The following is a 19,048-nucleotide window of genomic DNA, read 5'->3' as shown; positions in this document are numbered from 1 at the left end:
ATGCAATTAAACCTAACAAAACCTATCTGTTTTTTCGATTTGGAAACTACAGGTATAAATATTACAAAAGATCGTATAGTAGAAATTTCTATATTAAAAGTATTTCCTAACGGTACAGAAGAAAGTAAAACCTGGTTGGTAAATCCAGAAATGGTAATACCCGATGAGGTTATTGCTATTCATGGTGTTTCTAACGAAAGAGTAGCAAACGAGCCAACGTTTAAGGTTTTGGCTAAGGATATTTATAATATGATTAAAGATTCCGATTTGGGAGGCTTTAATTCTAATCGTTTTGATATTCCGTTATTGGCAGAAGAAATGCTACGTGCCGGAATAGATTTCGACATGAAAAGTACTTTGGCAGTCGATGTTCAAACTATTTTTCATAAAATGGAACAACGTACGCTAAGTGCTGCTTACAAGTTTTATTGCGATGAAAGTTTAGAAAATGCACATAGTGCAGAAGCAGATACCAAGGCAACTTACGAAGTTTTAAAAGCACAATTAGATAGATACGATGACCTAGAAAACGACACCAAGTTTTTAGCAGAGTTTAGTTCTCGAAAAAAGTTTGCCGATTTTGCTGGTTTTATTGCCTATAATAAGGAAGGTGTAGAGTGTTTTTCGTTCGGGAAACATAAAGGAAAATTAGTTACCGAAGTTTTAGAGAAAGAACCAGGATATTTTGGTTGGTTGCTAAATGCCGATTTTCCGTTGTATACTAAAAAGGTGCTAACAGCTATAAAGCTTAGAAGTTTTAATAATAAATTGGGTTAGGTCATAGTATAAATATAATGCGTGAATTAGTGATTAATCAAGATTACGTTCATTTTTGTTAGGTCTTATTTTCCTTCGGGAAATCCTCGCACACAAAAACGCAACTAATTTTATACTATACCGTTGGCTGCAATTAAATAAATCCAATTATGCAAAGAATATTGCGCGTTTGCTGCGTTTTATTTCCTTCGGAAAATCCTCGCGGGCAAATACGCTGGCCATCATTATTGCCTAAATAATGAAAACTTGAGCAAACTAGGAAACTAAAGAATCTCTCGTCATATGAAATACAATGCTTTTCTTTCCTACAACCATACGCAAGATACAGAGTTAGGCACAAGCCTTGAAAAAGCCCTTGAGGAATTTGCTAAACCCACATTTAAACGTCGTGCATTAGAGATATTTAGAGACGCTAACGATCTTCCGTTAGCTTCAGATTTAGGCGACAAGATTAGAGTTGGTCTTGAAGGTTCGGATTACTTTATTTGTATGGCAAATAAGCGCTATGCGCAATCCAAGTGGTGCCAACGTGAAGTGGAATATTGGCTAGAGCATAAAACTATTGAAAAGTTTATAATTGTACTTACAGAGGGTGATATTTTATACAATGAAGATACCAGCGATTTCGATTGGGATGTTACAACGGCACTTCCAAAAAGTCTAGCGGGAGCATTTAAAGGAGAGCCTTTTTATGTAGATTTTAGAGATTTAGATCCGGAGGAAGAATTACATCTCGACAATCCAAAATTTAGATCAAGATTGGTGCTGTTAGCGGCTACACTTCATGGTAAATCTGTAGGCGATATGGAAAGTGAAGCCGCAATACAGCATAAGCGCACCATGCGAATAAGAAATGCTGCGATAGGTATTTTAAGTGTGCTTTTAATTATTGCTATTGGAGCCTCCTTTTTTGCAGTACATAAAAAGAACGAAGCTTTACTTTCAACTTATATTGCAAACTCTCAAGCCCAACTAAATGAAGATCCTGCCAAATCTTTACGCCTTGCAGAAGAAGCCTTTCATTTTGCTAAAAAGAAAAACTTTTCCACCATTGGCGCCAAAGAACAACTGATAAAAGTATTTTACAGCGGCTATGGTTTTTACCAAGATCCATCTTTAGACATGCCGGATGTAGACAAACAGGAAAGCAACAAATATGAAAACACAAACAATCCTTTATATAATGACGTGTTAAGAATTACTGATTCCATTGGAACAACAATTAAAAACGATGATTACGTTTCTAATCAATCTGATGTATATATTAATGAACGAACACGAAGTGCTATTTATGTTTTATCTAGCCTTACCATCGAGCATTCTAAAATTTACTTTATCAATTTAGGTGTTTATGGTTACACTATTACCAAATCAAATATCATATTGCCAGGTTTTAATCTTTATACAGGCTATGTTCAAGATGTTGATATATCAAAAGATGGCAAGTATACTTTGCTTGGAGCGGCCAACGGAATAACGGCTTTAATAGATAATAATGGGTATAAATACATGTCCAATCGAAATAAATTTAAAGATAGAGCGCTGTATAAGTCAACCGATGATTTTCCTGTTAGTTATGTATCCTTTTTAATGAATGATAAATTTATTGCGGTTGCTAGTTTTGACAGTAAATATGAAAATGGTATTCGTGAAGACAAAGAAAAAAACATATATTATTACAAAAAACTACCGTTCCCTTATATTGAAATAGTAAATTCAGATAACGACTATGGTAATTTATCCTTAGATGGGAATTTTTTCATGGAACCTACTGATAGCGAAGCTGAATATTCATTTTATAAAGCACAGGCGTTAAAAACTACAGAGCATGATATAATCGCAGAATTCCCAGAAGGTAAAGGTATGCGACTTACAAACATTTCTAGTCCAGATAAGGCGTTCTTTGCTAGTTACCAAGGTGTTTTTAATGCTCATAACGATTTACTTATTGCATTTTCTATAGATACTATCGATACTCCTGCAATTACTATATGTTTCTCTTTGGATAGTAAATTTGTAAAAGTTAGCTACATCGATGGAGTACAGCGTATATTTTCTTTAGATCCTGATTTTATTATTAATAGATTTAATGATAAAGTTATGGGGCTAGTAGCACCGTTAAGTGATGCAGATAAACAAAGGTTTTTTATTACTGATTAATATTATCACTAGGATAATTATAGAATGTAAATTAATAAGATATGATTTGCAGGTAAAAATTGTAAAATTTAATTTGTAATAGCAACCTGTTACTTTATGATTTATAATCTGCTAAGCGCTTTCTCATCATTAATGGTTTCTAGAAAACCTTAGCTACCAAGACCAATTATTAAGCATGAACGTTTTTTAATTTAGCCATTTTAATTCAATTTTTAAAAAGGTGAAATGGTTATTTCCAGAAATTCATAACTTCCTCAAATTCTTTTGTTTTATTATATTTTTTGAATTGGGGATCGTTTTTAAAATATTTCCAATGGTAGGAATGGCCGTTTGCTGCAGCTTTTAGTAAATAATTATAAAGCTCTGGAGTTTTATCTATTGCGGCGTAATATTGTGCCAAAGCATAATCTACTTCTCCAAATTGGTAATTGGCTCTTAGGTTTTTAATAGCACTAATATTTTTATTGGCTTCGTTTTGGTTGGCTTGTTTAAAGTTGCAAATCGCCAATTTTGTTAAAACGTCAATGTCTTTTCGGTTTATTTTGTGCAGTTCTTTTAAAACTGTTTTGGTCTTATTAAAGGCTTCCTTGTAAAACAAAGCATTTGCAAGTATCTTTGAATCTAGTGTTTCTTTTGGGGCATTTGTTATCTTATCGAAATATTCATGGGCTTTGGTTTTTTCATCTTTCAAAAGATATTCTTTTCCGGCTTGCAGGAATAGTTCTTGTGTTTCAGCTGGGGTTGAAGTAATTTTAATTTTTCTTAAAAATGCATTTAAAGCCTCTGTTTTGTTAGCTCGAACATAAGCTATTACCAATGGTTTGTTCAATAATTTTGCTTGGTCTTCTTTTTGTGCTTTTTCAATGCTTTGAATGGCTATTGTGTTTTTTCCTAATTCAATATCTGCAAATGCATTTACATAAATACGTTGTACACAATCTGAACAATTTTTAAGATTCATGCTGTCCATATTAATTGCTTTAAACATTTCCGAAACATCTTTTGGTCTGTTAACGTATTGTAATGCAACAACCATTGCAGTTCTGTTTGTTTTTAAATCAAATGGCGCTATTTTATATTCCTCTATAATTGTTTTGTAAACCGTACGGTTGTCTCCTTTTAAAAGGGCTTCGTACATGTTAAGCAAATTTAGCTGACGTTTGTTAGTGTAAGAGTCTGGTTTTATTAGTTTTAATAAGGAGTCAGATTTTTTATACTCTTTAATGTTGTAATAATGCCCAACCCGTAAAACTTTAGGTTCAAAATAGTCTGAATCTGCAGCAATAGCATTGTTGAGTAAATTTATATATTCTTGGTTGTTATTACTATATTTTGCTTCAAGTAGATATTTATAACCTTCGTACTTTGGCGGTGTTTTTTGGAGCAGCAATCCTTTTTTATCTTCCGTAATAAAATACCCTATTACAGATTCATTTAAATCTTCAATACACTGTATTGGGTTATTCTTGGTACATTCTGAAGGTTTAAAGGATATAATGGTTTTGTTAGTAATACCATCGGTTATCATTGCTTTAAAAAGCATTTTACCGTTTTGCAGATAAAAATTCCCCGAAATAATTTTACTCGGTTTTAGGTATTTTTTAATTAGCACACTTTCGTCTTGAGTAGTGCTTTTGCCTTTTAAGCTGGTTTTGTATTCATCAATTAAATCTTGTGTAATTACCTGTGCTACTTGGTTTTCGGTAATACCATGGATTATCCAGTCTGATGCCATTTTACTAACAATATCATATTGAGAATCGCCTGTATTGTTACCAAATTTTAAAACAGCTATTTTGTTACTGCTTACTACTTCTGGTAGAGGTTCATTATTTTCTTGAGTAAAATTTTTATTAATAATAAGAAAAACGGCAATTGCACAAAGCGAAGTAATACCTGCTAAAAAAGAAAAATAGGTTTTTTTAAAAGTGGCCTTGTTTATTATCTTCTCTTCGTTTAGCTCGGCGCCTATTTCAGATTTTAGAATTGGTAAAATTTTAAATTTCCATAGAAAAAAGATATACAGCGGAAAGCAAAGCAGTAAAATAACAATTAAAATGGTAACAGATTTTTCGGGAAGCCCTAAAGGTTGCCAAGTTATTGAAAGTACCTGCAGAATAATCCATGCAGATACAATATATATAGACAACATTTTAAATACTTCCTTTTCCTGGCACTGATTAAAAAAGGATTTTATCTTCATATTAGTTGGTTGATGTTGCTAAGTTACTCAAAATCAAATATCCATTTAAAATTTGTTCCAAGCAAATTAATTTCTTATTCATTAAATCGCTATATTTAGTTATTGTTTAATTTAATATTTTACATTATGCCAACACCACCAAAAACAGAGCAGCCAGATTCGGCTTCAACCAATCAAGAAACACCCCAAAAACCAAAGCCAAGGGTAATACCAAAACCAGGGGCCGATATTCAACCAGGTTAATACAAGTATTGCTAACTAAAACTACACATAACAAACCCCTTTAATTAAGGGGTTTGTTGTTATAAATTTTTTATGAGACGGATGTTGTTAAAAGGAGAGTAGTTTTGTTTTTTTTAATATTAATGGAATGTTCGCCTTTGTAAATAAACTTATTTTAATTAATAACGTTTTACAACAAGGATGCAAATATTTAAAATAAAAGAAATTCCTTATTCTAAAAAAAAATCAAAACCATAAATTTGCAAAAAAGAAAATACTGCTGTGTGAGAACGAACCGTAACATGCTAACCTGCGTTAGGGATAATAGCGGAAAGCCCACAGCCCGACGGTAGGAGGTGTGAGGACTTGTAACGAATAGCCCGACCCTTTTCGGGTAACGCCCAAAATAAATTTAATAATACATGAAATTAATTTGCATAGGTAGAAATTACACCGAACATATAAAGGAGTTGCAAAACGAGAAACCAACAGATCCTGTAGTGTTTTTAAAACCAGACACAGCTATTTTGTTAAAAAAGCAACCGTTTTTTATTCCGGATTTCTCTGATGATGTGCATTATGAGGTTGAGGTTTTGGTTAAAATTAATAGAGTAGGGAAGCATATCGATAAAAAATTTGCTGGTAAATATTATAACGAAATTGGGTTGGGTATTGATTTTACTGCCCGTGATTTACAAAGCACATTAAAGTCTAAAGGGTTGCCTTGGGAGAAAGCAAAAGCTTTTGATGGCGCTGCGGTTATTGGCAAATGGATAGATAAAAAGGAGGTAGCTAATATTGACGATTTTCAATTTTCTTTAAAAAAGAATGAAGATTTTGTGCAAAATGGAAATACAAGCCATATGCTTTGGAAAATTGATGAATTAATAGAATATGTGTCAAAATATTTCACTTTAAAGATAGGAGATGTTATATTTACAGGCACACCGGCAGGAGTTGGTAAAGTTTTTGCCAACGATAAGTTAACTGGTTTTATAGAAGATCAAGAAATGTTTTCAATAACTGTAAAATAAATGGAACTACATTATAAATTATTTAGGGTACGTGAATTGGCCGATAACGACGAAAGTTTTATTGCGGCTTTAGCCGAAGCTTTTTTAGAAGAAGTTCCTGTTGATGCTGATCGTTTAAAAAATGCTGTGGCAGCAAAAGATTATCAAGAGGCTTACCAAGCAGCACATAAAATGAAACCGACTATAGATTTGTTTGAGCTTGGTGTATTAGATAAATTAATTGAAGTGCAAGATTGGGGCAAGTTTACTAAAACCGATGAGGATGTTACGGCTCAATTAAACATTGTACTTACGGCAGTAAATAAAGCTAGTGCCGAAATGAAATCTGATTTTAAACTATAATGAGGGCAGAAATAATCACTATAGGTGATGAACTTTTAATTGGTCAAGTTGTAGATACCAATTCTGCTTTTATGGCAAAACAGCTAAATAAAATAGGTGTTTCTGTTTTTCAAATTACTTCCATACAAGATGATAAGGCGCATATATTACAAGCCTTAGCCGATGCCGAAAACAGAGTAGATATTATAATATGTACAGGTGGTTTAGGCCCAACAAAAGACGATATTACTAAAAAAACCATAGCAGAGTATTTTAATGATACCTTGGTTAGAGATCAATCCGTTTTAGAAAACATAGAAAACATTTGGAAACAACATGTAAGAACGCAGTTGCTTCAAGTAAATAAAGATCAAGCCTTTGTGCCAAGTAAAGCCAAGGTGTTAATGAATAAGTTAGGTACAGCTCCTGGCATGTGGCTAGAAAAAAACGATAAAGTTTTTATTTCTTTACCAGGTGTGCCTTACGAAATGGAAGCTTTAATAGAAGAGCAAGTTGTACCTAAATTAAAAGTTAAATATAATTGTCCTTTTATATTACATAAAACATTATTAGTTTACGGTTTAGGCGAAAGTGCGTTAGCTGCAAGAATTGAAGCTTGGGAAGATGCTTTACCCAAACACATTAAATTGGCATACTTACCCAATCTAGGGAAAATGCGTTTGCGTTTATCCACCTCTGGGTTTAACGAAGTCCAATTAAAGCAGGAAGTTCAAGCGCAAATAGATAAGGTTATACCTTTAATACAAAAGGAATACGCTGGTTTAGAGGATGAGGATGGATCTGTAGAAGTTGTAATAGCAAAACAATTAACTAAGTTAGGAAAAACCTTAGCCATTGCAGAAAGTTGCACAGGCGGAGCAGTTGCCGAACGATTTACAACACATTCTGGAGCATCGGCATTTTTTAAAGGAGGTATAGTAACTTATGCAACCGAATCGAAAATTAACATTTTAAAGGTTCCAAAAGCAGAAATTGATGCGCATTCTGTAGTAAGTTTTCAAGTTGCCGAGGCTATGGCAAAAAATGCACAGCAATTATTTCAATCAGATTTTGCTATTGCAACAACCGGAAATGCGGGACCAACAAAAGGCGAGTCCGATGCAGAGGTAGGAACGGTATTCGTTGCTATTGCTAGTAAAACAGGCGTTTATTCCAAAGGATTTAACTTCGGGAATTCTAGAATAAAGGTCATAAATAAAGCCGTAAATAAGGCGTTGGAAATGATGCTAAAAGAAATTTTTAAAAATTGATAAAAATATGGTTGTCAGATTATAAAGATTTTATATATTTGCACCTCGATTTTAAGCAACAAAGAATTTAAAGTTATATACAATGTCAAGAGTTTGTGAACTTACAGGAAAGAAGGCCATGGTTGGAAACAATGTGTCTCATGCAATGAACAAAACTAAACGCAAGTTTCATGCGAATTTAGTTAAGAAACGTTTTTACATTCCAGAAGAAGACAGCTGGATAACTTTAAAGGTTTCTACATCTGCGTTAAAAACTATCAACAAAATAGGAATTTCTGCAGCAATTAAAGATGCAAAATCTAAAGGATTTTTAAAATAATAGCTGTATTTAATAAGAAAAAGACATGGCAAAGAGAGGCAATAGAATACAAGTAATCTTAGAGTGCACAGAGCACAAGGAGTCTGGAAAACCAGGAACTTCAAGATACATTACAACAAAAAACAAAAAGAATACGCCAGATAGAATGGAGATTAAAAAATTTAATCCTATCCTTAAACGTATGACAGTTCATAAAGAAATAAAGTAAAAAAAATAGATCATGGCAAAGAAATCAGTAGCATCATTACAAACAGGATCTAAAAGATTAACAAAAGCAATAAAAATGGTTAAGTCTCCAAAAACAGGAGCTTATATGTTTGTTGAATCTATTATGAATCCAGATCAAGTAAACGACTTTTTAGCTAAAAAGTAATAATCCTTGTTTCAAGATATTATAAGCTGCTTTCTATACGAAAGCGGCTTTTTTATTTTATATTTATATGCCATAATAACAGGTATTAAGTTTATGGTAAGGTAATTGACTCTAGTTTTTAGGGCGTTACCGCAAGGGTCGGGCTTTCCGCTGTATCTTTTGCGAAAAAGCAAAAGGATGTCGCTGCAATCCCTAACGCACTTTGTAGTTAATATTAACCAACCAACAAGAAAAATGAGCTTTTTTAAAAAAATATTTTCTTCAGAAAAAAAAGAAACCCTAGATAAGGGATTAGAAAAAACTAAAACTAGCTTTTTAGGTAAGCTAAGTAAAGCTGTAGCAGGAAAATCTAAAGTAGATGATGATGTTTTAGATAATCTTGAAGAGGTTTTAGTATCTAGCGATGTAGGTGTAAATACAACTTTAAAAGTAATAGAACGTATTGAAGCTCGTGTCTCTAAAGATAAATATTTAGGTACCGACGAACTAAATAAAATACTACGCGAAGAAATTGCGGCATTATTAAGCGAGACAAATTCTGGCGAAGAAACCGAATACACAATTCCTACTTTACCAAAACAAGCCAACGGAACCAAAACACCTTATGTGTTAATGGTAGTAGGCGTAAATGGTGTTGGAAAAACAACAACTATTGGAAAACTAGCATATCAATTTAAAAAGCAGGGTTTAAAAGTAGTTTTAGGTGCAGCCGATACGTTTAGAGCAGCAGCCATAGATCAACTTCAGGTTTGGGCAGATAGAGTAGATGTACCAATGGTACGTCAAGATATGGGCAGCGATCCTGCTTCTGTAGCGTTCGATGCTTTAGAGTCTGGTGTAAACCAGGAGGCAGATGTTATTATAATAGATACAGCTGGTCGTTTACATAATAAAATAAACCTAATGAACGAGCTTACTAAAGTTAAGCGTGTAATGCAAAAAGTGGTTGGCGATGCGCCACACGATGTTTTATTAGTTTTAGATGGTTCTACCGGTCAAAATGCATTCGAGCAAGCAAAACAGTTTACAGCGGCAACCGAGGTAACAGCTTTAGCAGTTACAAAATTAGATGGTACTGCCAAAGGTGGTGTTGTAATTGGTATATCAGACCAGTTTAAAATACCTGTAAAATATATTGGCGTTGGCGAGGGTATTGAAGATCTTCAGGTTTTTAATAAATTCGAGTTTGTCGATTCGTTTTTCAAATAATAGGTTTTTATTCTCGCTAAGGTGGGAAATTCACGATATTGCTTCTTACTTTTTAAAACTTCCGCAAGCGAAGTCGCGATTGTGATGCTAATTAATTAGTGCATTAATTTTTGCCCATAAATCATTATCAAAAGTAGAAAGGGCAAAGTTATCCTCATCGGCAGCTTCTCCCATTCGTATTACAACAAGCTTTTTACTAGGCACAATATATATTTTCTGATCATTCTTACCCAAAGCAGCAAACATATCATCGGGAGCATTTGGTATGAGTTTGCCATTAAATTCAATTTGCGAAGCAGGTAAATGATAGCTGTCTTTTCCATTTAACCACCACATATAACCATAAGCTTTATTTATATTTTGAGAAGTATTTGTAGCATCGGTTAAAAAATCTTGAGGTATAATTTGAGAATCTTTCCAAGTACCTTGAGCAGCAATTAATAGACCAAAGCGGGCCATACTTCGTGTATTACTCCAATATACGCTTAGGTCGCCTAAATTAATCCATTGCCCTGTCATACCAATTTTGTCTCTTAGTGTACTATTAAAATATTCAGACCATTCTTGGTTACTAGCACTAGCAATAACATCTTGCATTTTTACATATACATTATGGTAAGCCCAACGCGAACCTGCATCGGCGAGGTATTGTAAGTTTTCTGAAGATACATCATCACCTAAACTATCATCCAAACCAGAATTCATGGATAATAAATGTTTACACGTAATTAAATTTTCTTGTTCTATGGTGACGCTTGTCCAGCCTGTTCCTAAATAATCAGAAACCTTATGCTCTATATTTAGTAATCCTTCATCTTGAGCAATTCCAGTAAGCGTTGTGGTTAACGTTTTTCCTGCGCTTGCCCAATACCATGATTTAGTGTTACTATGGTCGTTCATGTATTCCTCTAAAACAATTTTTCCGTTGTGCAGAATCATAAAACTTTTAGTGTTTTTTTCTTCTAAAAAATCTAGTAGAGGTTGTAAGTTGTTTGTGTTCCAATTTAATTCTGCTATAGTGGTGCTTTCCCAATAGTCACTAGTGTTTTCAGGAAAATACATGGTATCTGGAGTTAATTCTTCTTCTTTTGCAATATCTTCAGAAGTATTAGAGCAACTATTAAAGAGAAGTAGAAAAACTATAGAATAATAAAGTATAGATTTCATCTTGATTTTGTTGTTAGACGATTGAATTTTAATAAGGTTTAATTATGTATTCAAGGTCTTACTATTTTCTTGTGCTGGGTTTAGTAAGGTATAGGCATAATAGATTATAAAATATAAACCAAAAATATAAAAAGTACGATTAATTGTAAATAATATATTAGAATCAAAGCTATAGCCTAAAATATTTATTATGTCAGACAGGATGTACAAGGTTACAAAAACAACAAAATAGCTGGGTATTTTATCCGTTACCATATTAAGCCAAAAGGTAACGGTCGCTAATAATATATGTGCTGCACCAAGACTATATATGGCTATACTACTATATTTTAGTGTGCCAGTATAATAATCCACTAAACCGTTTATGCTGTAAATTAAATAGATGTTTAAAAGAATTAAAACCACCATAATTATGTACAATCCAAAGTTATGATATGTTATTGTTTTATGCTTAGGGTAAATATGTATGATAAAGAAAATATTAGCAAATATTCTAAATAAATGAAGCCAAAGCCTTAGCATGGGGCTTTCATAATCCAAATAGCAAATTGAACTAAAGACTAAAAAAATAAAACCTAAAAGTAAAGTGTAATTTCTTTTAGCGTATGGTAAAAAAAAGATGAATAATATAGAAGTGCTAATAATGTTTACTATAGATAGTGTTAATCTTTCACAAAAAATCACCACTAACCCATTTACTAAAATGAGCAATAAGGTTACTATTAGCGCCTTTTTATTAAATATAAACATTGTTTGGGACAATTTTACTTGTAAATATAATAAAATACTTACGCAATTGTATTTTTTATCCATAAATTCTTTAGCAATAGATTAGCTCTAAGGTAGTTTACTCTTCAAATCATTTGTTATCTTTGCGCACTAATTTTAAGCTATGCGCACAAAAACTCTTAAGAAGAACAAAATTAATGTAGTAACCCTTGGTTGTAGTAAAAATGTTTACGACAGCGAAGTGTTAATGGGGCAGTTAAAGGCCAATGGAAAGGATGTTGCTCACGAAGAAGAGGGGAATATTGTTGTAATTAATACCTGTGGATTTATTAATAATGCCAAGGAAGAAAGTGTAAACACTATTCTTGAGTATGTTAAGAAAAAAGATGAAGGTGAAGTAGATAAAGTTTTTGTAACAGGATGCTTAAGTGAGCGTTACAAGCCAGATTTAGTAAAAGAAATTCCTAATGTAGATGAGTATTTTGGAACCACGGAGTTGCCAGGACTTTTAAAAGCTCTAGGTGCCGATTATAAACATGAACTTATTGGAGAGCGTTTAACGACAACACCAAAAAACTATGCATATTTAAAAATTGCTGAAGGTTGCGACAGACCTTGTTCGTTTTGTGCTATTCCTATTATGCGTGGGAAACATAGAAGCACACCTATTGAAGAGATTATTATTGAAGCTGAAAAATTAGCAGCTAATGGCGTAAAGGAATTAATTCTTATCGCTCAAGATTTAACCTATTACGGATTAGATTTATATAAAAAACGAAACTTAGCCGAATTATTAGAAGCTTTAGTAAAGGTAGAAGGCATTGAGTGGATTCGATTACATTACGCTTTCCCTACAGGATTTCCTTTAGATGTTTTAGATGTTATGAAGCGCGAGGATAAAGTGTGTAACTATTTAGATATTCCGTTGCAGCATATTTCTGATGATATTCTTAAAAGTATGCGTCGTGGTACAACTAAAGAGAAAACTACAAAGTTAATTTCTCAATTTAGAGAAGCTGTTCCAGAAATGACTATTAGAACAACACTTATTGTTGGGTATCCTGGTGAAACTGAAGCACATTTTCAAGAATTAAAACAATGGGTTCAAGATATGCGTTTTGAACGTTTAGGATGTTTTACCTATTCTCATGAAGAAAATACGCATGCTTACAATTTAGTAGATGATGTTCCAGAGGAGGTAAAAGTAGAAAGAGCAAATCAAATTATGGAAATTCAATCTCAAATTTCATGGGAGTTGAATCAACATAAAATTGGGCAAGTACTAAAAGTTGTTATTGATAGAAAAGAAGGTAATTATTTTGTTGGTAGAACCGAATTTGACTCGCCAGACGTGGATAACGAAGTTTTAATTGATGCGACTAAAACCTACCTTAAAACAGGAGAATACACAACTGTTAAAATTATTGAAGCCGAAGATTTTGATTTGTATGCCGAAGTAGTAACAGCGTAAAACCGCATTAAACAAAGGTGTCATCTTTTACCGTTGACTCTTCAAGGGTATCAAAATTATAAAGGTTTCTGTCTAGTAAATGAGAAGGATACACGTTTTGCAGAGCATTCATCATAACAGAACTTCTATCAGGAAAATCGGTTTCCCAATCGGTAATCATTTGTTTTACCTTTTTACGTTGTAAATTCTCCTGCGAGCCACATAAATTACAAGGAATTATTGGGAAATTCATGTAGTTTGAATAGACTTCTATATCACTTTCTTTGCAAAAGGCTAAAGGTCTTAAAACAACTAAATCGCCAGCATCGTTTTTAAACTTTGGTGGCATGGTTTCAAGCTTTCCTGCAAAAAATAAATTTAATAAAAATGTTTCTATAATATCGTTTCTATGATGACCTAAGGCCAGTTTGTTACAACCTAAATCTTTGGCAGCTTCGTATAATGTACCGCGACGTAATCTAGAACACAAGCTACAAGTTGTTTTGCCTTCCGGGGTTTTCTCCATAACCACCTTATAGGTGTTTTTTTCTATTATTTTATAATCAACTCCTAATTGGCTTAAGTAAGTTGGTAAAATGGCTTCAGGAAAACCAGGTTGTTTTTGGTCTAAGTTAACTGCTATAATCTTAAAGGATATTGGCGCTACTTTTTGAAAATGTAACATCATTTGCAACAGCGTATAGCTGTCTTTTCCTCCAGAAAGACACACCATAATAGAGTCGCCATCTTCAATCATTGAAAACTGTTTAATGGCTTCGCCAACTGCACGATGTAATTTTTTTGTAACCTGTTCTTTGTTTTCCATGAATGCAAAAATATTATTTAATTGGATAATATCGAATATTTTAATCTTAAAGAAATTCTTTATTACTTTTGGATAATACCTAATTAATAAGCCATTGAGATTTTTAGAAGTACTTAAAGAAGTAGAAGAGCAGCCAATACAGGTTATAGATGCTTCAAGATATATTCCGTTGGATTTATCTGAAACCAATTCTGAGCTAAATACTATCGATGTGTCATCTGCAGAAAAGCTTGGAGATTATGTTAATAGTGTAATATCAAAAGGTCAGGCAGAAGTGGCTTACGGTGGCTATTTAGAAGTTAGAAACATTTATAAGCGCAGTATTCATTTTAATAATCAAGCCGATAGCGAACGCAATATTCATTTAGGTGTGGATTTATGGTGCGCAGCACAAACCCCAATTTATGCACCTTTAGATGGCCGTGTGCATAGTTTTAATAACAATACCAATTATGGCGATTATGGTCCAACTATAATTTTGGAGCACCATTTTAATGGCATGGTATTCTATACGCTGTATGGCCATTTAAGTTTAGCTTCTATAAATAGCTTAAAAGTTGGAACCGTTTTTAAACAAAATGAAGCAATAGCAACTCTAGGTGATGCTTCTGTAAATGGCGATTATCCACCACATTTGCATTTTCAAATTATTAAGGATTTAGGAGACTTTAAAGGGGATTATCCCGGAGTTTGTAATAAAAACGATTTGGAGTTTTATAAAGAAAACTGTCCAAATCCGGAGCTTTTACTAAGCATCAAGGGCTAATTTGTACTTCAATTAAAAGTACTAGAGTTTTACTGATAGGTGGCCAAAATACGGGCAATTTTAGTTAAATCTGTTTCAGCTATTTCGGTTTCTGGAGCTAAAGGAAACGTTTGTTGTCCTGGTCTGTTTACAAAAGCAGCGCGCCAACCTGCCCAAAGTGCACCGGCAACATCCCAACCATGGGCTGCAATAAGCATACAGTCCCCTGGTTTTACGTCCATTTGTTTTGCTCCCCAAAGATAGGTGTCTGTAAACGGTTTAAATTTTCCGGTAGACTCAACACTAAGCATGTCATCAAAATAATCCGTTAATCCAGCATTTTTAAATTGGTTTTTTAATCCATCTTGCGATGAGTTTGTAAAAGCTACCAATTGGTATCCAGCGTCTTTTAAAGTAACTAAAGCATCTTTGACTTCGGGGTGTGGCCGTAGGTTTTGCATAGAATCTGTAACAATGTTCCGAGCCTCATTTTCAGAAATTGTAATGTTATGGTTTGCTGCTACCATTTGCAGTGTAGCAGCACCTATATGTCCAAAAGAGTGATACGTACCACTTGCCGAAACCACTAACGAATACTGTAACATTGTTGTAAACCACAAAGGGAGCAATTCCTCTTTGCCGCCTAAAGCCTTTCCAATCTGTTTTTTCATAGTAGATAGATCTAAAAGCGTTTCGTTTACATCAAAAAAAAGTACTTTAGGTTTCAATGGTGTCATAGTATTCGTTATATAGGTTTACTAGGTATGAATTCTTCTTATGTTACGTATTAGCTTGTTCCGCCATTAACTCGGTTAGTACTTGTTTAAATGTATCTACGGGTTGCGCTCCTGTAACAGCACTTTTACGATTAAAAACAACTGTTGGTACCGAATTTACTCCTAAGTTTTTCCAATAGTTTTGGGTTTGCCGTATTTGGTAACGCGCGTCTTCATTATCTAATTGGGCTAATGCTTCGTCTGCATTTAAACCTACGTCCATTAAGGCTTCTTTTAAAATATTTAGATCGGACACATCTTTACGGTCGCTAAAAAACGCTTTAGTAAGTGTCATTTTTAATTCGGTTTGCTTACCAAACGCTTTAGCATATTCTAATAAAATATGGGCATCGAAAGTATTTACCATACGCATGTCATCAAAATAATCGAATTTAAAACCGAGTTCTTCTCCAACTTCAGTCATGTGTTGTTGAGATTCCTTCTGCTGTTCTAAAGTAGCTCCATATTTTTCTGCAATATGTTCGGTTACATTTTGACCTTCAGAGGGCATATTAGGATTCAATTCAAACGGTTGCCATTCAATTTCAATTTGGTCTTCAATACCTAATTCCTTAATGGCTTTTTCTAAACGCTTGTAGCCAATGGTACACCAAGGACATACAACGTCTGATACGATATCTATTTTTAATTTTTCTTTCATAAGCTTAAAATTAATAAACCTTCCGTAAATACGGAAGGTCTACTGCTATTAATCAAATTTAAATTATTAAGAGTTTACTTCTTCTTTAGACCAAGCAAATTTTTCAAAAGCGGCATCTACAGGTGTGTTTGCAATATGGTTTGTATAATTACTTATAGTTTTTTGAGATAATCCTAAAATGATATCTAAAACATGTTTTTCTTCATAACCAGCTGCGTAAAAGGTTTCTAAATCTGCTTGCGATACGTTACCACGATTTCTAACAATAGTTAAAGTCATAGTACGTAAGGCTTCTAATTTAGAACTTTCTAAAGGTGTTTCGTTACGTAAAGCTTCAGTAATAGCATCATCAACTTTCATCATTTTTGCGATACCTGTATGTGCAGGAACACAATAATGACATGCATGCTCTACGTTAATGGCTTGCCAAACCACAGTTAATTCTTCTTCGTTAAATGAAGATTGAGTAAATAGCTCATGCAAGGTTTGGTATGCTTTTAAAATTTGTGGAGAACCCGCTAAAACCCCGTGTAAACCAGGAATCATACCGTATGCTTTTTTAGAGTTTTCTAATAAATGTTTTGCTTCCGTTGGAGCCGTTTCAATGTCGTGAATTTTTAAAGTTGTCATAATTTTTATTTTATATTTATGTTAATTATTTCTAAACGTTCGTTTAGTTATTGTGCAAAAAAAAGGGTTATATATTTTTGAAGGTCATTTCAATATAATCTTCAATTTCTTGTGTTGTGTTTACTCTTGCTGCTGCTGCTAAACCATGCTTTGCTAATAGTAAATAGTTAGCTTGTTTTAAAACAGTGTCTTCAGTTTTGGTAGTATCCATCTTTAATTTTTCAATAATGATAGATTTTAAATTATCCATAAAAGAATCCATCTGCTCTTTTATTAATTCGTCTTCAGTTTCAGAAAATTCATTATAAGTGTTTGTTACAAAACAGCCTTTTAAATGGTCGGTTTTAAAATTAGAACTTACAGAATCATAGAAAAATTGTTTAATATCCTCAATGCCCTTAGTTCCGTTTTTAAACTTTTGTAAAACATCGTTTACTCTAGATTTATACTGTTTTAAACTTTCTAGAAACAACCCATGTTTATTGCCAAAACTAGAATAAATGGAAAACTTATTAATGCCCATTTCTTTTTCTAACATTTGCATAGAGGTTGTCTCATAGCCGTTCTTCCAAAAAAGGTGCATTGCTTTTTCAAGGACTTCCTCTTCGTTATATTGTTTGGTTCTAGCCATTATTATGTTTTACACTACAAAACTAACCAATCGTTTAGTAATAAAAAAAGTTTTAACATTATTTTAGTTTTTTGAAAATGAAAATAAGAATGCAATCTATTTAACGGCGTGGTTAAAAACAATAAAGCCACTCTGTTTTAAGAAAGTGGCTTTTAAAAAGATGTGTTTAAAAATTAAGACTTTGTAGCCTTAACTGTAACTTTTAATTCCATATCGTCATTAATAAATTTATCACCTAAATTATCAAAAATAGATTTAGAACCATATTGTACATTCCATTTTGTACGGTCTATAGTAAAGGTTTCACTAGTAAGTGTAATAGAACCGTTTTCATTTGTAACCGTTACAGGAAACGTAACATTGTTTTTAGTTTCTTTAAGTAATAAGTTACCAGAAAGCATTGTTTTACCATCTACTTCTTCTAAACCAGTAATAGTAAAGGCAGCGTTAGGGTGTTTTTCAACATCAAAGAAATCTGCATTTTTTAAGTGGCCAACTAGTTTAGCATTTCCTTTATCGTCTGCAGGAATGTCCAAAACAGTAATAGAGTCCATGTTAATAATAAATGAACCTCCAACAATTTTACCGTTAGCAACATCTAAAATACCATTTTCAATAGCAATAGTTCCATTGTGTGATCCTGTAGGTTTGTAACCTGCCCATCCAATATTAGATGCTTCTGTGTTAACCGTATACTTTTCTGCATTTACTACTTTTTCAACAGCTTCGGCTGCTGTTGTAGCAGCTTCTTTTGCTTTGTCTTTACAACTTGTTGCTGTTACAGCTAATGCTGCTACAAATAAAATCTTTGCAATATTCTTTTTCATTTTAAAATGTTTTAATTGTTATTGTGTAAAATTAGACAATACCAATCAAAAAAAAAATTATAATTATTTTAATGACATTATGACATTTTTATAATAATGGCAGTACTTTTGCCAACTTAAATTTAAGATTGAAAAAATTGGATTTACCATGAGTAATAAAGAAAATAACGATATAGAGAACGAACAAGTAGAATCTACCCAAGACCAAGCAGTTGAGGTAGAAGCACAAGTTGAAGAGCAAGTTGAAGAACAACTTACCAATGAAGAAAAACTTGAAGCTGAAGTAAAGCAAGAGAAAGATAAGTTTTTAAGGCTATTTGCAGAGTTTGAAAATTATAAAAGACGTACAGCTAAAGAACGTATAGAATTATTTTCTACAGCAAGTGAAGGTGTTATGAAAACATTATTACCTGTTTTAGATGATTTTGAGCGTGCTTTAACACATATTGAAGACGATAAAGAGGCTGAAGAATTACGTAAAGGTGTATTATTAATTTACCAGAAATTAATAAAAACACTTGAGCAAAAAGGACTAAAGCCTATGGAAGTTAAAAAAGGCGATGTTTTTAATGCCGATAACCACGAAGCTATAACGCAAATACCAGCGCCTTCTGATGATATGAAGGGTAAAATTATCGATATAGTTGAAAAGGGATATCTTCTAGGAGAAAAAGTAATTCGTTTTCCTAAAGTAGTTATAGGGCAATAAAAAGTATT

The 19,048-nt window shown here is 33.1% G+C and carries 21 protein-coding genes; 12 read left to right on the top strand and 9 right to left on the bottom strand.

The window, feature by feature from the left end; translation table 11 throughout:
* Positions 1-777: an exonuclease domain-containing protein gene (locus AAFN75_RS01740; protein ID WP_411807963.1), complete on the top strand. Its 777-nt coding sequence runs from the start codon at positions 1-3 to the stop codon at positions 775-777.
* A 282-nt stretch (positions 778-1,059) separates the two neighbouring features.
* Positions 1,060-2,937, top strand: a complete 1,878-nt coding sequence (locus AAFN75_RS01735) for a toll/interleukin-1 receptor domain-containing protein (RefSeq protein WP_411807962.1) — start codon at positions 1,060-1,062, stop codon at positions 2,935-2,937.
* A 229-nt stretch (positions 2,938-3,166) separates the two neighbouring features.
* Here the strand turns inward: AAFN75_RS01735 and AAFN75_RS01730 are convergent, their stop codons facing one another.
* On the bottom strand, positions 3,167-5,140 hold the full coding sequence (locus AAFN75_RS01730; RefSeq protein WP_411807961.1) for a tetratricopeptide repeat protein: 1,974 nt from the start codon (positions 5,138-5,140) through the stop codon (positions 3,167-3,169).
* 644 nt (positions 5,141-5,784) lie between these two features.
* On the opposite strand from AAFN75_RS01730, the gene AAFN75_RS01725 reads away from it, so the two are divergent.
* The 7 genes from AAFN75_RS01725 (at position 5,785) to ftsY (ending at position 9,889) form a co-directional block, all read left to right on the top strand.
* Positions 5,785-6,396, top strand: a complete 612-nt coding sequence (locus AAFN75_RS01725; protein ID WP_411807960.1) for a fumarylacetoacetate hydrolase family protein — start codon at positions 5,785-5,787, stop codon at positions 6,394-6,396.
* A complete protein-coding gene (locus AAFN75_RS01720) occupies positions 6,397-6,738 on the top strand; it encodes an Hpt domain-containing protein (RefSeq protein ID WP_411807959.1) in 342 nt (113 codons plus the stop codon).
* Entirely contained in the window at positions 6,738-7,988 is a 1,251-nt protein-coding gene (locus AAFN75_RS01715) for a competence/damage-inducible protein A (RefSeq protein ID WP_411807958.1), read from the top strand. Before AAFN75_RS01720 ends, AAFN75_RS01715 begins: the two co-directional genes overlap by 1 nt.
* Positions 7,989-8,070: 82 nt before the next feature.
* Positions 8,071-8,307: a 50S ribosomal protein L28 gene (gene rpmB, locus AAFN75_RS01710; RefSeq protein ID WP_092852938.1), complete on the top strand. Its 237-nt coding sequence runs from the start codon at positions 8,071-8,073 to the stop codon at positions 8,305-8,307.
* A gap of 25 nt (positions 8,308-8,332) precedes the next feature.
* Positions 8,333-8,515, top strand: a complete 183-nt coding sequence (gene rpmG, locus AAFN75_RS01705; protein WP_144116497.1) for a 50S ribosomal protein L33 — start codon at positions 8,333-8,335, stop codon at positions 8,513-8,515.
* A 12-nt stretch (positions 8,516-8,527) separates the two neighbouring features.
* Positions 8,528-8,680, top strand: a complete 153-nt coding sequence (locus AAFN75_RS01700; RefSeq protein ID WP_144116496.1) for a DUF4295 domain-containing protein — start codon at positions 8,528-8,530, stop codon at positions 8,678-8,680.
* Between the two features lie 234 nt (positions 8,681-8,914).
* The gene (gene ftsY / locus AAFN75_RS01695; RefSeq protein ID WP_144116495.1) at positions 8,915-9,889 is read left to right on the top strand and encodes a signal recognition particle-docking protein FtsY; all 975 of its coding nucleotides are present in this window, start codon (positions 8,915-8,917) and stop codon (positions 9,887-9,889) included.
* Positions 9,890-9,976: 87 nt separating this feature from the next.
* On the opposite strand, the gene AAFN75_RS01690 is transcribed toward ftsY, so the two are convergent.
* Positions 9,977-11,056 carry a serine hydrolase domain-containing protein gene (locus tag AAFN75_RS01690; protein ID WP_411807957.1) on the bottom strand — a complete coding sequence of 360 codons (1,080 nt, stop codon included), beginning with the start codon at positions 11,054-11,056 and terminating at the stop codon, positions 9,977-9,979.
* 42 nt (positions 11,057-11,098) lie between these two features.
* Positions 11,099-11,869 carry a hypothetical protein gene (locus AAFN75_RS01685; RefSeq protein ID WP_411807956.1) on the bottom strand — a complete coding sequence of 257 codons (771 nt, stop codon included), beginning with the start codon at positions 11,867-11,869 and terminating at the stop codon, positions 11,099-11,101.
* Positions 11,870-11,948: 79 nt separating this feature from the next.
* Between AAFN75_RS01685 and rimO the strand changes: the two genes are divergently transcribed.
* Entirely contained in the window at positions 11,949-13,256 is a 1,308-nt protein-coding gene (rimO, locus tag AAFN75_RS01680; RefSeq protein WP_411807955.1) for a 30S ribosomal protein S12 methylthiotransferase RimO, read from the top strand.
* 7 nt (positions 13,257-13,263) lie between these two features.
* On the opposite strand, the gene ttcA is transcribed toward rimO, so the two are convergent.
* Positions 13,264-14,061 carry a tRNA 2-thiocytidine(32) synthetase TtcA gene (gene ttcA / locus AAFN75_RS01675; RefSeq protein WP_411807954.1) on the bottom strand — a complete coding sequence of 266 codons (798 nt, stop codon included), beginning with the start codon at positions 14,059-14,061 and terminating at the stop codon, positions 13,264-13,266.
* Positions 14,062-14,155: 94 nt separating this feature from the next.
* On the opposite strand from ttcA, the gene AAFN75_RS01670 reads away from it, so the two are divergent.
* On the top strand, positions 14,156-14,827 hold the full coding sequence (locus AAFN75_RS01670; RefSeq protein ID WP_411807953.1) for a peptidoglycan DD-metalloendopeptidase family protein: 672 nt from the start codon (positions 14,156-14,158) through the stop codon (positions 14,825-14,827).
* Between the two features lie 29 nt (positions 14,828-14,856).
* Here AAFN75_RS01670 and AAFN75_RS01665 read toward each other — a convergent pair whose 3' ends face one another.
* The 5 genes from AAFN75_RS01665 to AAFN75_RS01645 all read right to left on the bottom strand — a co-directional run bounded on the left by AAFN75_RS01665 (position 14,857) and on the right by AAFN75_RS01645 (position 18,331).
* The gene (locus AAFN75_RS01665; protein ID WP_411807952.1) at positions 14,857-15,543 is read right to left on the bottom strand and encodes a haloacid dehalogenase type II; all 687 of its coding nucleotides are present in this window, start codon (positions 15,541-15,543) and stop codon (positions 14,857-14,859) included.
* 43 nt (positions 15,544-15,586) lie between these two features.
* Positions 15,587-16,243 carry a DsbA family protein gene (locus tag AAFN75_RS01660; RefSeq protein ID WP_411807950.1) on the bottom strand — a complete coding sequence of 219 codons (657 nt, stop codon included), beginning with the start codon at positions 16,241-16,243 and terminating at the stop codon, positions 15,587-15,589.
* Positions 16,244-16,309: 66 nt separating this feature from the next.
* Positions 16,310-16,873, bottom strand: a complete 564-nt coding sequence (locus tag AAFN75_RS01655; protein WP_411807949.1) for a carboxymuconolactone decarboxylase family protein — start codon at positions 16,871-16,873, stop codon at positions 16,310-16,312.
* A 67-nt stretch (positions 16,874-16,940) separates the two neighbouring features.
* Positions 16,941-17,504 carry a TetR/AcrR family transcriptional regulator gene (locus tag AAFN75_RS01650; RefSeq protein WP_411807948.1) on the bottom strand — a complete coding sequence of 188 codons (564 nt, stop codon included), beginning with the start codon at positions 17,502-17,504 and terminating at the stop codon, positions 16,941-16,943.
* Positions 17,505-17,677: 173 nt separating this feature from the next.
* Positions 17,678-18,331 carry a YceI family protein gene (locus AAFN75_RS01645; protein ID WP_411807947.1) on the bottom strand — a complete coding sequence of 218 codons (654 nt, stop codon included), beginning with the start codon at positions 18,329-18,331 and terminating at the stop codon, positions 17,678-17,680.
* 148 nt (positions 18,332-18,479) lie between these two features.
* Between AAFN75_RS01645 and AAFN75_RS01640 the strand changes: the two genes are divergently transcribed.
* Positions 18,480-19,040, top strand: coding sequence for a nucleotide exchange factor GrpE (locus tag AAFN75_RS01640; RefSeq protein WP_411807946.1), 561 nt, complete (start codon positions 18,480-18,482; stop codon positions 19,038-19,040).
* Positions 19,041-19,048 lie beyond the last annotated feature (8 nt).

It is taken from the genome of Algibacter sp. AS12 (assembly GCF_046736315.1).
Taxonomy (GTDB): Bacteria; Bacteroidota; Bacteroidia; order Flavobacteriales; family Flavobacteriaceae; genus Algibacter_B; species Algibacter_B amylolyticus.
The sequence above is the reverse complement of the archived record's forward strand: the minus strand, read 5'-3'. Positions and strand labels throughout refer to the sequence as shown.